The organism is Streptomyces sp. NPDC004065, from assembly GCF_044903565.1.
Classification (GTDB): Bacteria; Actinomycetota; Actinomycetes; order Streptomycetales; family Streptomycetaceae; genus Streptomyces.
In genome coordinates, this window is the sequence record NZ_JBJDQT010000008.1 from 76,331 (window position 1) to 90,630 (window position 14,300).

The following is a 14,300-nucleotide window of genomic DNA, read 5'->3' on the forward strand; positions in this document are numbered from 1 at the left end:
TCGCCGGGCGCCTCACGGCTTCTCCCCCTTCACGATCCTGGGGAGGTCCTTGGTGTAGTCGTCGACGTCGGCGTCCTCGCTGTAGAGCAGGTACCCGGCGTCGGTCTTCGGCGAGAAGGCGACGACCTGGGTGCCGTGCACCGAGACCGGCTTGCCGTTCTTGTCCTTGGTGGTCGGCTCGATGGAGATGCCCAGGCTGCGCGCGCCGGCCTGGATGGCGGAGAAGTCGCCGGTCAGGCCGACGAACCGGGCGTCGATGCCCTTGAGCCACTTGCCGAGCTCGGCGGGGGTGTCGCGGGCGGGGTCGGTGGTGACGAAGACCACCCGCAGCTTGTCCTGCTCCGCCTCGGGCAGCGCCTTCTTGGCGACCGCGATGTTGTTCATCGTCAGCGGGCAGACGTCGGGGCAGTGGGTGTACCCGAAGTAGATCAGCGTCGGCCGCCCCGCGGTCTCCTTGCGGAGGTCGTACTTCCGGCCGTGGGTGTCGGTGAGTACCAGATCCGGCTTTTCGAACGGCTGGTCGAGGACCGTCACCGCCTTCCGCTGCCGCGGGCCGTCCTCGGAGACGGCGGCGACGGGGCTGCCGTGGTCGTCGCCGCTGTCGCAGGCGGACAGGGTCATCGCGGCGGCGGCGAGCAGCACGGCCGCGGCGAACGTCTTGTTGCGCATAGAGAAATGTCCCAGATGTGAGAATCCCGGCGCGCACCGGGGGCGTACGCAGGACCGGGGGTCGTAAGCAAGAGTGGCACGACCCCTGGTGCGCGCGCGGGACGAGCGGGGTCAGGCGGTGGGGGTCCGCCGGCGGCCGGCGAACACGCCGTAGGCCACGCCGGCCGCGCCGACGACGATGCCGGCGACGCCGAGGACGCGGGCGGTGGTGTCGCTGCCGCCCTCGCCGCCGGAGGCCTCGGTGGCCCGGGCGGCGGTCCTGGCGCCGGCGCCGGCGGCGTTCGGGGCGGACGCGCCGTGGGCGTCGTCCGCGGCGGCGGCCAGCTTCAGCACGGGCGCGGGGTTGTCCGGCTCGGCCTGGCCCTCCTGCGGCACCTCGATCCAGCGGACGACCTCCTTGTCGGAGTACGTCTGCAGTGCCTTGAACACGAGCTGGTCGGCGTCCTCGGGCAGCGCGCCGATGGAGACCGGGAACTTCTGGAAGTAGCCCGGCTGGACGCCGCCCTTGCCCTCGGCGGTCCAGGTGACCTTGGTGACGACTTCGGCGATCTTCTCGCCGTGCGCCTCGATCGGCTTGGCCGGCTTGGACTTGGTGACCTCGATCCTCCAGCCGTCCATCGGCTGCGGCATCACCGACGCGAGCGGGTGGTCGGTGGGGAAGCTGACCTCGAGCTTGGTGGTGGCGGCGTCGTCGCGCTCGTTGGGGACCTTGAAGTCGACGACCACGTAGCCGCCCTTGGCGGGGGTGGTCTCCGGCTGCACGCCCACGTGGGCGGACGCGGGGGCGGACAGGGCGAGGACGGCCGAGCCGGCGACGGCGGCAGCGGCGGCGAGACGGGACGTCTTGATGGCCTTCATGGCAGGGAGCACTCCACTTCGGGTGGGTTCCTTGGTGATCGGGAGAGGTCGCGTGCGCGGGGGAGCGGCCGTGGGCGGCCGTCCCGGCGACGGGCACGCGCGCGTGCCGCACGACGGCGGCCGGCTCCCTCCCGGCGGAACCGCTCGGTGGGGTGGTGGTCGCGTCGCGTCAGGCAGCGAGGGCGAAGGCGGCCGCGGTGGGCGGGCCGCGGCGGATCACCGTGTGCTCGAGCGCCTCGGCGCGTGGCACGGGGGGCGGGTCGTCCACGGCGCGCCGGAAGCGCGGGACGGCTCCGGGTGTGGCCGGCAGCCCGGCGCACAGGGCGCGCGCCAGCGCGAGCGCCGCACGCAGGGAGCGGACGAGGGCCGTCTCGGCGACCGAGTGCGCCGAGTGCGCCGACAGTTCGATCAGCCGCAGCAGCGCGAGGTCGCCGCGGCGCAGCAGCCAGCCCGCGGCGAGCGCGGCGAGCACGTGGCCGAGCAGCATGGGCAGCGAGGGCAGCAGCGAGGCCACCGGCCCGCCGGCGGACAACGCGTCCGCCGGATGGTGGTGCATGGCGCTCATGCCCGCGACCGTGCCAGTGCCCATGCCTGTGCCTGTCCCCGGGACCGGGTGCGGGTACGGGTACGGGCCGCCGTACACGTGGGCGTCGACGAGGATGCGGTACGCCTGCGCCGGGCTGAGCGCCGACGCGGCGGTGCCGCACACCAGGCGCGCGGCCCGGGCGACGAGTTCCGTGTCGGACAGCGCGGGCATCGAGCCCATCGACGACCCCATGGACCCCATGTGCGTCGGCCCCATGGATGCCATCGATCCCATGGACCCCGTACCCATGGACATCGTGCCGGAGGCCGTGCCGCCACCGGTGCCGAGCTGACCCAGCCCGAACATCGTGTGCAGTACGGTCTGGCCGACCGCCAGCAGCGCGGCGATCCCCGGCAGGGTGCGGGCCCGGCCCGCGAGGGGCGCGGCGACCAGGAGTGCCCCGAGGAAACCCGCGGCCAGCGTCCACGGCGCGACCGAGGCGCAGGAGGCCAGCGAGTGGCCGGCCGCGGCCAGCACGACGCAGACCGCGGCGAACACCGCGGCCCGCAGCATGCGCAGATCGCGTCCGGCGCGAGCCGTGCGCGGGTGGGGGGCAGTCATGGCGCGCTCATCATCCCACTGGGCGCCAGGGTCCCGTACGGCAGGTCCACGGGATGAGGTACGCCCGTCGGGCCCCGCGCGTTCACACGACGGCCTCGAAGTGCGGCGGAGCCCCCCCGCATACACCGATTCCGTCCCCGCCGCATCCGCCGATCGGGCGGGATGACGTCAACTCGGTGCTTACGCCCGGGCACGCCGGGCAATACGTAACGGTATGTCGAGCCGCGGCCTGGAGGCTGGAGCATGAGCATCTGGTGGTCACTCCATCTGCGGCGTGACGCTGCGAGCGTGCCGCTCGCCCGGCGGCTGCTCCTCGGCACCATGGAGACCGCGGGCGTCGACCCCGACGTCTCCTTCGACCTGTCCGTCGCCCTGAGCGAGGCCTGCGCCAACGCGGTCGAGCACGGCGGTGACGCCGGCTCCTCCGAGGCCTACCGCGTGACCGCCTACCTCGACGGGGAGAAGTGCCGTATCGAGGTGGCCGACGCCGGCCCGGGATTTCCGGCCGGCGCGCGGCGCGCCCCGGTGCGCGCCCCGCACGCCGAGGCGGAGCACGGCCGCGGCCTGTGCCTCATCCAGGAACTCGCCGACCACGTCCACTTCGGCGACCGGCCGGGACGTAGTGGCGCGGTGGTGAGCTTCGACAAGATCCTCAAGTGGCGCAAGGGCGCACCGCTGGCCGCGGTGTGAGGCGTACGGCCCGCCGCTGCGCCCGCCGGGTCACCGGGCCCATCGCGTAGGAGGCCGCCAGCGTCGCACCGCCCAGCAGCAGCCAGCCGGGGGTGCCCCACCGCACCAGCAGCGAGGTCAGCACCAGCGGGCCGAGCGTGCGCGCCACGGTGACCCCGGTGCCGAAGAAGCCCTGGTACTCCCCGGCCCGCTCGGCCGGCGCCAGGTCGAACGACAGCTGCCAGGCACCCGCCGACTGCCCCATCTCCGCGGCCACCTGGAGCAGGGCCCCGGCCACCAGGACGGCCGCCGCCACCGGGGCGGGCACGGACGCCGACAGCGCGAACACGGCGCAGGCCGCCAGCATCACCCATCCCGCGCGCCGCACGGCGCGCGTCGCCGACGCCGGGGAGCCGATCCCGCGGGCCATGCGGACCTGGAACAGCGTGACCGCCCCGGTGTTCAGCACGAACAGCACGGACACCAGCCAGTCGGCGGCGCCGGTCCGCTCGGTGATCCACAGCGGCAGCCCGAGGCTGAGCAGCGGCATCCGTAGCAGCAGCACCGTGTTCAGCAGCGTGAGGGCGACGTAGGGCCGGTCCCGCACCACGGCCAGGGGCAGGCGTTCGCGCTTCCCGGACGCCGCCACCCGCGGCACCCCCAGCAGCAGCCCCGCGCACAGCAGGAAGCACGCCGCGTCCAGGGCGAACACACCGAGGTAGGCCGCGCGGGTCCCCAGGTGCAGGGCGAGCCCGCCCAGGCCCGCGCCGACCGCCAGACCCGCGTTGAGCGTCGACTGCAGGTACGCCAGCAGCCGGGTGCGCCGGGCGGCCGGCACCAGTGCGGCCAGCAGCGCCTGGCGGGCCGCGGCGAGCCCGGACTGCGCGGAGGCGTAGGCACACGCGGCGGCCGTGAACGGCAGGAAGCCGCGCACCACGAGGAAGGCCGCCACGGACAGTCCCGTCGCCAGCGCCAGCAGCACCGCCGTGCCGCGCGGCCCGTGCCGGTCCGCGAGCCGCCCGAGCGGCACCCCGGCGCACGAGCCGGCCGCCCAGGCGAGGGTCAGGCCCAGTCCCACGCGCTCCGGCGCCAGGCCGACGACATGGGTGAAGTACAGGGCGGAGGTGACGTAGAAGGCGCCGTCACCGACGGAGTTGGTCAGCTGGGCCAGCGCCAGGACGCGCTGCGGGCCCGCGGGCGGGACGAGGTGGGTCGTCATACGGACGACCCTAGGGACACCGTGGACCCCTCAACAGGCCCATTCCGCCGCGCTGTTGATGACCCACTTATAACCGACCTATGGCCCACTCATGGCCGACTCATGGCCCGCGTCCTCCCGCCGCCCCGCCGTGGCGGAACGTTTCTCGTGTGTCGCCGCGGGGCGTCTCACACCCCGTCCAGCACCTTCGCCAGCACCTCGAGGGCCTCCGGGTACATCCGCTCCCGCGGTGTCCCGTACCCGACGACCAGCCCCTGCGGCCGGCCCTCGCCGGGCGTGTGCCAGTGGTCCCCCAGCCGGCCGAGCGCGAGGCCCTCCGCCTCCGCGCGGGCCAGCACCTTCTCCTCGTCGGGGACGTCGACGAGCGCGTGCAGCCCGGCCGCGATCCCGCGCACGCGCCGGCGTGGGCCCAGCCGGGCCAGCAACTGGTCGCGGCGGCGCCGGTAGCGCAGCCGGCACGCGCGCACGTGCCGGTCGTAGGCGTGGCTGTCGATCAGCTCGGCCAGGGCGAGCTGCCCGATGGTCTCGGTGTGGTGGTCGCTGTGCAGCTTGGCCTCGGCCACCGCCTCCACCAGGTGCGGCGGCAGCACCATCCAGCCCAGCCGCAGCGCCGGACCGAGGGTCTTGGACGCCGTGCCCAGGTAGGCGACCTGACCCGGCGCCATGCCCTGGAGCGCGCCGACGGGCTGGCGGTCGTAGCGGAACTCGCCGTCGTAGTCGTCCTCCACGATCAGCGCGCCCCGCGCGCGTGCCCAGTCGGTCAGCGCCCGCCGCCGCTCCGGGTGCAGGGTCACCCCGGTCGGGTACTGGTGCGCCGGGGTGACCACCACGGCCCTCTCCGCACCCAGGTCCTGGGCGCGGACGCCGCGCTCGTCGACCCGGACGGGCACCACGCCGCCGCCGTTGTGCCGCACCACCTCCCGGTGGAAGGGCAGCCCGGGATCCTCCATGGCGACCGCGGCCCCGCCCAGCGCCCGGGTGAGCAGCGCCAGTCCCTGCACGTACCCCGAGGTGATCACGATGCGCTCCGGGGGCGCGATCACTCCGCGCGCCCGCCCCAGATAGCCGGACAGCGCCGTCCGCAGCTCGATCCGCCCCCTGGGGTCGCCGTAGTCGTACGCCAGTGAGGGCGCCGTCGCGATGGCCCGCCGCAGCGCCCGCAGCCAGGCCGCCGCCGGGAACGCCCCGACGTCCGGGCTGCCGGGCCGCAGGTCCAGCCGGGGCGCACGCGCGCGTGCCGCGGCGCCCGGCTGCTCCGCGGCCACCGCCGGCAGCGCGGCGACCTGGGTGCCCGAACCCTGCCGCGCCGTCAGATAGCCCTCGGCGACGAGCTGGTCGTAGGCGGCCTTGGCGGTGCCCCGAGAGATGCCGAGCTCCGCGGCCAGCCGGCGGGTCGCCGGCAGCCGGGTCCCGGGCGCGAGGCGCCCGTCCCGCACGGCGTCCCGCAGCGCCTTCTCCAGGCCCGCCCGGCGGCCCGCCGTCGCGTCCGGCTCCAGATGCAGGTCGACCCCCACACCGGACCAGAAGTCCTGCACGTCCACGAGAACCCTCCCCCTAGGCACGTGAATCACCGCCCGGAACGCCTGTCCCGGCGCCAGACGGCCGGGCACCCCGCAGGTACCCGGCCGTCTGGCGTGTATCAGCCTCTCTTGTATCAGCCCTTCAGCGACGCCATCCAGGCCTCGACCTCGTCGGAGCGGCGCGGCAGCCCCGCCGAGAGGTTCCGGTTGCCGTCCTCGGTGACCAGGATGTCGTCCTCGATGCGCACGCCGATGCCGCGGTACTCCTGAGGGACCGTCAGGTCGTCGGCCTGGAAGTACAGGCCCGGCTCGACGGTGAGGACCATGCCCGGCTCCAGGGTGCCGTCGACATAGGTCTCGGTGCGCGCGGCGGCGCAGTCGTGGACGTCCATGCCGAGCATGTGGCCGGTGCCGTGCAGGGTCCAGCGCCGCTGCAGACCGAGCTCCAGGACCCGCTCGACCGGGCCCTCGACCAGACCCCACTCCACGAGCCTGGCGGCGAGCACCCGCTGCGCGGCGTCGTGGAAGTCGCGGTACTTGGCGCCCGGCTTCACCGCCGCGATACCGGCCTCCTGGGCCTCGTACACGGCGTCGTAGATCTTCCTCTGGATCTCGCTGTAGGTGCCGTTGACCGGCAGGGTGCGGGTGACGTCGGCGGTGTAGAGGGTGTGCGTCTCCACGCCCGCGTCCAGCAGGAGCAGGTCGCCGGAGCGGACCGGGCCGTCGTTGCGCACCCAGTGCAGCGTGCAGGCGTGCGGGCCGGCCGCGCAGATGGAGCCGTAGCCGACGTCGTTGCCCTCCACGCGCGCCCGAAGGAAGAACGTTCCCTCGATGTAGCGCTCGCTGGTCGCCTCGGCCTTGTCGAGGACCTTCACCACGTCCTCGAAGCCGCGCACGGTGGAGTCGACGGCCTTCTGCAGCTCGCCGATCTCGAACGCGTCCTTGACCAGACGGGCCTCGGAGAGGAAGACGCGCAGCTCCTCGTCGCGCTCGGCGGTGACCTTGTCGGTGAGGGCGGCCTCGATGCCGGCGTCGTGGCCGCGCACCACGCGGACCGGGCCGGTGGCCTCCTTCAGCCGCTGGGCCAGCTCCCGCACGTCGGCGCAGGGGATGCCGTACAGCGTCTGCGCCTCGGTCAGCGAGTGGCGGCGGCCGACCCACAGCTCGCCCTGGCCGGAGAGCCAGAACTCGCCGTTCTCCCGGTCGGAGCGGGGCAGCAGGTACAGCGTCTCCGTGTGGCCGTCCGCGGTGGGCTCCAGGACCAGGACGCCGTCCTCGGTCTGGTTGCCGGTGAGGTAGGCGTACTCGACCGACGCCCGGAAGGGGTACTCGGTGTCGTTCGAGCGGGTCTTCAGGTTGCCCGCGGGGATCACCAGGCGCTCGCCGGGGAAGCGCGCGGACAGCGCGGCACGCCGGCGGGCGGTGTGCTCCGCCTGCTCGACCGGCTTCAGGTCGCGCAGCTCGGTGTCGGCCCAGCCCGACTTCATGTTCTCGGCGAGCTCGTCGGACACAGCCGGGTACAGGCCGTTCTTGCGCTGCTTGATCGGCTCTTCGGACTCCGCTTCCTCCGGGATCTCCGGGGTGAGCTCGTCGGCCACGGTCTTCCTCCTCGGTACGGCACAGGACCACCCCCATCGTACGGTCGTGCGGAAGGGGGCCCGAGGCGCGAGCGCCTGTTACCCGGAGTGCCGCGGGGGCACCGCACGGTGCCGGCCGGGGTCCGTCCGGGCGCCGGGCCCTGCCGGCCGTGGGTCCGTCCGAGGCCCGTCCGGGCGCCGGACCGTGCCGCCCGGCGTCCGGACGGAAGCCTGACCGTGCCGCCCGGGGTCCGCGCGGAAGCCCGGGGCGCCCTCGCCCTACTCGAAGCGTGCCGCCAGCAGTGCCACGTCCTCCGCGCCGCCGGTCACGTCCAGCCCGTCCGGCAGGACCGTGCGCAGCACGTGGTCGGCGACCCCCCCGGGGTCGTGGCGCAGCGCGCGCGGCACGCTCGCGGCGGCGGCGTGCAGCCGGGCGAAGGCGCGGTCCACCGGATCGCCGGTGCGGTGCAGCAGCCCGTCGGTGTACAGCAGCACCGTTTCGCCGGCCGCCACCTCGAACTCCACGCTCGGTGCCTCCCAGCAGGCGAGCATGCCCAGCGGCGCGGACACCGAGGTCTCCACGAACTCGGTGCGCCGCTCGCCGACCACCAGCGGCGGGCTGTGGCCCGCACCGGCCAGGGTGACGCGGCGCAGCGCCGGCTCGCAGTAGGCGAACAGGGCGGTGGCGGAGCGGGCGGGCTCGGTGAGCCGCAGCAGCAGTTCGAGGTCGGACAGGACGGCGACCGGGTCCTCGCCCTCCATCACCGCGTACGCCCGCAGGGTCGCCCGCAGCCGGCCCATCGCGGCGACCGCGCCGGGCCCCGAGCCGGTGACGGAGCCGACCGCGAGGCCGAGGGCGGCCTCCGGCAGCGGCAGCGCGTCGTACCAGTCGCCGCCGCCGCGCGGGCCGGTGCGGTGCCGGGCGGCGAGCCGGACGCCGGGGACCCGGGGCAGCCGGGAGGGCAGCAGCTCCTCGTACATCGTCGCCATGCACGCACGGGTGCGCTCGCCCTCCAGCAGGCGGGCCAGGTGCTCGGTGGCGAAGCGGACGTAGAGGCCCGCGAGGTGGCGCTGCCGCTCGGCCGGGGCGGCGGGCTCGTCGTACAGCCAGACGGCGGCGCCGAGCCGCCCGGCGGCCTCGGTGGACAGGGGCAGGGCGTAGCTGGCGGCGTAGCCGAGGCGGGCGGCCACCTCGCGGTGGCGGGGGTCGAGGCCGTCCTCGGCCAGCAGGTCGGCCCGCACGATCTCGCCGTCGCCGCCGGGCAGTCCGGCGGCGGTGTCCAGCAGCGTGCCGTAGGGCATCGCGCTGCGCGGCACGGTCTCGATGTGACCGAGGTCCGAGCGGGCGAGGCCGAGTCCGACGGTGGTGTCGGGGCCCAGTCCGTCGTCCGGCTCCAGCACGAGCAGACCGCGCCGGGCGCCCACGAGGGCGGCGCCGGCGCGCAGCAGCTCCCGGAGCGCGGCCTCCAGCGTGCTGGTGCGGGCGAGGCGCTCGGTGAGTTCGTGCAGGGTCGTCAGGTCGGAGACCCAGCCCGCGAGCCGGTCCTGGAGGAGGGCGCCCGGCGGGTGGGGCGCGGGGGCGGCGCTCTGCCGGTTGGGGGAGGCGGCCGGAGGGGTACCCGGGGCGGTGCTCGCGGGCGCGACAGTGTGTGCGGGTGCGGGGACGGTGGAGTCGATTCCGGCCACTTTCGGCGGGTGAGGGGCGTTCATGGCGTCCGGCTTTCCGACCGGTGCGTATTGCTCAAAAGCATCGCAAACCCCCATGTCATTCTGCGCCGCTAGCAGTGTCTCCACATGTACACGCACTCGTGAGGGGATGTCCAGCATTGTCCTGCTGGGATTCCTGGTGTCAGAGGGGCCGGCGGGGTCTTCCCGTCAACCCCTTGCGGAAAGGCAAAGTTGGCTTGAAACTGCCTCGGGTAACGGCGCATTGCGGTCGACTGGGTTTGCTCCACGGAGCGTCACAGCGGTCGTGATGGGTACGTACTCGGAGAAGGCCAGGGGTGGTTGGGGGCCACCCGGAACCTGGCGACGGACCCGGGCGTCCTATCCACCGACGACCGTGCCCCATCCTCCGTGGTGGAGGCGGAGAGCAAAACGCGCGACGGCAAAACGCCACGCTCCGCCACCCCACGCCACGCCCATGCTTTTGGTAGACGCAGTATGGACGGGGCTGCCGCGGACGCAGCCGATGCTCGGCCCATAGGGGTTCCCCGTGCCTGAAGGCAGGGGTGTGATGCGCCAACAGGTACGCACAGTGAAGTGATCGACACATGGTGTGATGTGGCCCACGGTGTTGCCAGCGGTGCAACGGAAAGGAACGAGCGCTCATGCGCGAGATCCCCGGAAGGCGACGCAGGCTCCTGTCCCAGCGCGGCGGCGAAAGCCCCGAGTCGCTCGGCGCGGCCCTGACCTGCGCGACGCAGTGGCAGTGGCCCGTACTCCCGGGCGTGGCAACGGATCCGCGGCGGCGCGAGGCCTGCGCCTGCCCCGACCCGGAGTGCACGGTGCCCGGTGCGCACCCCTTCGACCCCGGTCTGCTCGCGGCGACCACGGACGCCCGGATGGTGCGCTGGTGGTGGACCAACCGCCCGACCGCGCCGGTCATCCTCGCCACCGGCGGCCGGGCGCCCTGCGCGGTGAGCCTGCCGGCCCTGGCGGCGGCCCGCGCCCTGCACGCCCTCGACCGCGTCGGCATGCGTCTCGGCCCCGTCGTGGCCTCCCCGACGCGCTGGGCCGTCCTCGTCAAGCCGTACTCCATGGAGCAGCTCGGCGAACTGCTCTACGCCAAGGACTTCGTGCCCGGCTCCCTGCGCTTCCACGGTGAGGGCGGCTATCTGGCCCTGCCGCCGTCCGAGACCGGCGCCGGCCCCATCCGCTGGGAGCGCGCGCCGCTGCCCGGCTCCGCCCGGCCGTGGGTGCCCGACGTGGAGGCCGTGGTGGACGCGGTGGTGGAGGCGCTCACTCGTACGGGTGTGAACGCGCCCGAGTTCTAGGGGATCCCGGGCGCGCACGGGACCCGGCGTGCGCCGTGATCGTTATCGTCCCCCCATGCCGCGTCATTCCCAGGGACACGCACGCCGGTCACCGCTGCGCGGTGGTCCGGACCCCCGCAGGCTCCGTCTGCTCGCCCTGACGTCCATCGTCGCCTGCGCCGTCGTGCTGCCGTTCGCCGTGGCCTCGGCGGGCCAGACCGGCGCCCCGGAACGGGCCGCCGGCCGTCCGGCCGGTCCCGCGGCCGGTCCCGCGGCCGGTGACGCCCCCGCCCGGCCGGGCGTACGGCCCGGGCCGCTCGGCGACGACAAGATGCCCCGGGTCACGCCCGGCCGCTCCCCGCTGCTGCTGGGGCTGGGGCCGGCCACCGCCGCCCGCTGCGGCCCCGAGGTCAGCTCGCCGTACGGCGTCGAGGCGCAGACCTGCGTGATGACCCAGGGCGAGGACGCCTGGGCGCGCACCTACTACCGCAACGCCACCGGCGGCCCCCTGGACGCCGCGCTGACCCTCATGGGGCCCGGCGACCGGACCGTGCGGATGCGGTGCGCGCCGGACGGCGACGACGAACCGGTCACGTGCGAGACGCCCCGGGAGCGCCTGCGCGGCATGCCGGCCGTGTACACGGCCGTCGCGGAGTTCGCGCGGCGCGGCGACCGCGGGCCGCTGCTGCTGCGCTCGGGCAGCGGGGGCGGCGCGGCGGAGGGGGCCGGGGAGACCGGCGGCGCGCGGGGATCAGGCCGGGCGGGCACGGGCGGCGCGGAGGCTGCGGACGGGGGCGAAGGGAGCGCCGCGGAGGGCGCGGTCGGTGCCGCCAACCCCTGGGTGGAGACGGGTGGCTGACCGTCGGTCGAGCACAGGCTGCGCTCGGTGAGCGGCGCCGCACATGGAAGGGCCCGGTTGCTGGCGACGGGGGATGCACCAGCAACCGGGCTACTCGAACGGTAACAAGAGATCGGCCGTTCGCAAATTCGATCTCGGCTTTCCGGTCACCGCGTGGGCGGTCTTTCCGGTCACCGACTCGCCTGCTCGCAACGGGAGTTGTGATCGCAGTCACCCGCCGAGCGGAAGTCTCCGGCTGACCGGCCGGTCAGCCGGACACCTCGGTCGGCCGGACACCTCGGTCGGCCGGACACCTCGGTCGGCCGGACACCTCGGTCGGCCGGACACCTCGGTCGGCCGGACACCTCGGTCGGCCGGAGACGTCGGCCGGCCGGAGACGTCGGTCAGCTGAGCGTCACCTGCCGGTTGGTCAGTCCGCCCCGGGCCCGCCGCTCGTCCGCGGTCAGCGGCTCCTCGGCGGCCAGCGCGGCGGCCAGCCGCTCGGCGAACTCGGCGGCCGGCTTCTCCACGTCCTGCGCCCCGACCTCGCCGGGCAGGTCCCACACCGGCACGGTGAGGCCGTGCGCGCGGAAGGAGCCGACCAGGCGGGTGCCCTCGCCGAGGTGGGACCGGCCGGCCGCGTGCAGCCGCGCCAGGGCGTCCAGAAGCCGCTCCTCCGGGTGCGGCATGACCCAGCGCAGGTGGTTCTTCTCCGGCGTCTCGCACCAGTACGCGGCCTCGACGCCCTGCAGGCGCACGGTCGGGATCGCGGCGGCGTTGGCCCGCTCCAGGGAGGCGGTGACCTCCGGCGTGGCGTTCTCCGCGTCCGGCACCCAGAACTCGAAGCCCGTGTGCACCACCGGCTCGAACGGGGCCGACAGGTCGAGCAGGTCCTGCAGCCGGGGGCCGACCGCAGGGGCCCGGCGCCCCTGCACGGGGGTGCCGGGCTCGGCGACCAGCGCCCGCTGGAGGGTGTCGGCGAGGTCGCGGCTGATGTCGCCGGACGCCGTGTCGTTCTGCAGGCCGAGCAGCACGGAGCCGTCGTCGCGGCGCAGCGCCGGCCAGGCCATCGGCAGCACCGTGGCGAGCGTGACCGACGGGACGCCCTCGGGGAGGCCCCCCTTGAGCGTCAGCGCGGCCGTGGCGGCCGGGACCAGCTCGCGCAGGGCCACCCAGTCGCACTCGCCGGGCAGCCCCTCGAACGGCCGCTGCACCAGCTCGGTCACCGCGTGGGCCGCGCCGCGGCCGTGGCAGGCCTTGTAGCGGCGGCCGCTGCCGCAGGGGCACGGCTCGCGCGCACCGACGACCGGGATCTCCTCGTCCGTGACGTGCGGGCGCTTGGCCTTCGTCTGGGGTCGCTTCTTGGCCATCTGGGTGTCTCCCGGTTACGGCTCGTCTCGTACGGGCGGGAGCCTAGCCGTTCCCACCCCCGACGACCGGAAGCTGTGGACGGGGCGGCGCCGTGGGCACCGTGGGGATCACGGAGGCGGACGAGCGGGTGCGTGTCCCCAGGGTGCGGCGCGTGCAGCGGAGCCGGTGCACGCGGCGGGCGGCGCCTGTGTCCGCGCGGCAGGGACGGTGCCTGCGTCCGCGTGATCGGGAATGGCGTCCGTGCCGACGCCGGCCGGGGCGGCTCGTGCGGTGACCGGTGGCGCGAGGCCGCGCTGTGACCGGTGACCTTGGGGCCTGCCGGGGGGGCGAGGGCCGTACCCGGGCGGACGAGTGGGGCCGTACCCGGGCGGGCGAGCGCGCCGGCCGTACCCGGGGTGTGCGCGCCGCGGAGCCCTGGGCGGGCGTGCGAGGCCGGCCGTCCCCGGCCCGTGCCCGTGTCCCTGCCCGTCAGTCGAGATCGTCGAAGGCGTCCGCGAAGTCCATGGCGGGCAGGGCCGACACCCGGGGTGCGGTGATGCGCGTGGCGAAGTCGTCGCGGCGCCGGCCGGCGTCCGGGTCGTGCACGTCGTCGTGGACGACCACCCACACGGTGACCTCGCCGTGCACGTCGTCCCGCACGCCCCAGTCGTCGCAGAGCGCACTGACGATGTTCAGCCCCCGGCCGCCGTGCGCGGTGACCGAGGGGGTGGCCGGAGCCGGGCGGGTCGGACCACCGCCGTCCGTCACCTCGACGACCAGCCGGCCGCCCGCGTCCACGCGCCACGCGGCGCGTACGTCGCCGTCGCCGGACAGGGCCTCGCCCAGGGGGCGGCCGTGTTTGCAGGCGTTGCTCAAAAGTTCGGAAAGGATCAGTACGGCATCATCGATGACCGATTCCGCCACGCCACCTCTGCGCAACTGCTCGCGCATCCGGTGTCTGGCTTCCCCCACGCCCGCAGGGCCATGGGGTACGGCCATGCTCGACGACGTGGGCACCTCCTGTGCCACCACCAACGCCACCCCCGAGACCTCCTTCGCCCCACGCCACGGAGTGGATGCCCCATTGGCCTGAACCGGAAACCGGCCGATCCCTTCCGGCGACGCATTCGGAAACGGCGAACACGAGCCGAACGCGCCGGAGCACTCCTATCAGCATCTGGCGGGATTTCTTCGGTGTGGCCGAAAACGGAGGATGGTGCAGCGGGCGGCCCCGGTCAAGGCCTGGGACGGCCCACCGCCGATCGCGACCGATCAGCGACCTGAGCGCGACCAATCGGCGACCCGGCCGAGGCCGAACCGACCGTGGCCGATCAGCGGCGGGACGGCCCCGGGCCGACCGGCGACCGGACGGCCCGCGGCCGACCGCGACAGGACCGACCGCGGCCGGTCGGCGACCGACCTGACTGTGGCCGATCGGCGACCGGACCGACCGGCGACCGTCGCCGACCGCCGACCGC

12 protein-coding genes are annotated in these 14,300 nt (G+C 74.8%); 3 read left to right on the top strand and 9 right to left on the bottom strand.

From position 1 onward, the window contains the following. Window positions 1-12: 12 nt before the first annotated feature. The 3 genes from ACI2LW_RS12010 to ACI2LW_RS12020 all read right to left on the bottom strand — a co-directional run bounded on the left by ACI2LW_RS12010 (window position 13) and on the right by ACI2LW_RS12020 (window position 2,674). Complete coding sequence (locus tag ACI2LW_RS12010; RefSeq protein ID WP_404731073.1) at window positions 13-669, bottom strand: SCO family protein; 657 nt, start codon at window positions 667-669, stop codon at window positions 13-15. A gap of 111 nt (window positions 670-780) precedes the next feature. After that, window positions 781-1,518, bottom strand: a complete 738-nt coding sequence (locus ACI2LW_RS12015; RefSeq protein ID WP_404731172.1) for a YcnI family protein — start codon at window positions 1,516-1,518, stop codon at window positions 781-783. A 178-nt stretch (window positions 1,519-1,696) separates the two neighbouring features. Then, entirely contained in the window at window positions 1,697-2,674 is a 978-nt protein-coding gene (locus ACI2LW_RS12020) for a hypothetical protein (RefSeq protein WP_404731074.1), read from the bottom strand. A gap of 243 nt (window positions 2,675-2,917) precedes the next feature. Between ACI2LW_RS12020 and ACI2LW_RS12025 the strand changes: the two genes are divergently transcribed. Beyond that, window positions 2,918-3,364: an ATP-binding protein gene (locus ACI2LW_RS12025; protein WP_404731075.1), complete on the top strand. Its 447-nt coding sequence runs from the start codon at window positions 2,918-2,920 to the stop codon at window positions 3,362-3,364. Here ACI2LW_RS12025 and ACI2LW_RS12030 read toward each other — a convergent pair. From ACI2LW_RS12030 to ACI2LW_RS12045, 4 genes are all read right to left on the bottom strand, one after another. Next, entirely contained in the window at window positions 3,327-4,562 is a 1,236-nt protein-coding gene (locus tag ACI2LW_RS12030) for an MFS transporter (RefSeq protein ID WP_404731076.1), read from the bottom strand. The genes ACI2LW_RS12025 and ACI2LW_RS12030 overlap by 38 nt on opposite strands. 167 nt (window positions 4,563-4,729) lie before the next feature. Next, window positions 4,730-6,097, bottom strand: a complete 1,368-nt coding sequence (locus ACI2LW_RS12035) for a PLP-dependent aminotransferase family protein (protein WP_404731173.1) — start codon at window positions 6,095-6,097, stop codon at window positions 4,730-4,732. A 119-nt stretch (window positions 6,098-6,216) separates the two neighbouring features. Next, a complete protein-coding gene (locus tag ACI2LW_RS12040) occupies window positions 6,217-7,680 on the bottom strand; it encodes an aminopeptidase P family protein (protein ID WP_404731077.1) in 1,464 nt (487 codons plus the stop codon). Between the two features lie 258 nt (window positions 7,681-7,938). After that, window positions 7,939-9,486, bottom strand: coding sequence for a PP2C family protein-serine/threonine phosphatase (locus ACI2LW_RS12045; protein WP_404731078.1), 1,548 nt, complete (start codon window positions 9,484-9,486; stop codon window positions 7,939-7,941). 503 nt (window positions 9,487-9,989) lie between these two features. Here ACI2LW_RS12045 and ACI2LW_RS12050 point away from each other — a divergent pair. Both ACI2LW_RS12050 and ACI2LW_RS12055 read left to right on the top strand, forming a co-directional pair. After that, entirely contained in the window at window positions 9,990-10,655 is a 666-nt protein-coding gene (locus tag ACI2LW_RS12050; RefSeq protein WP_404731079.1) for a bifunctional DNA primase/polymerase, read from the top strand. Between the two features lie 55 nt (window positions 10,656-10,710). Beyond that, on the top strand, window positions 10,711-11,493 hold the full coding sequence (locus ACI2LW_RS12055) for a hypothetical protein (RefSeq protein WP_404731080.1): 783 nt from the start codon (window positions 10,711-10,713) through the stop codon (window positions 11,491-11,493). A gap of 383 nt (window positions 11,494-11,876) precedes the next feature. Here the strand turns inward: ACI2LW_RS12055 and ACI2LW_RS12060 are convergent, their stop codons facing one another. After that, entirely contained in the window at window positions 11,877-12,842 is a 966-nt protein-coding gene (locus ACI2LW_RS12060; protein WP_404731081.1) for a DUF5926 family protein, read from the bottom strand. A gap of 469 nt (window positions 12,843-13,311) precedes the next feature. Next, window positions 13,312-13,863, bottom strand: a complete 552-nt coding sequence (locus ACI2LW_RS12065) for an ATP-binding protein (RefSeq protein ID WP_404731082.1) — start codon at window positions 13,861-13,863, stop codon at window positions 13,312-13,314. Window positions 13,864-14,300: the final 437 nt, after the last annotated feature.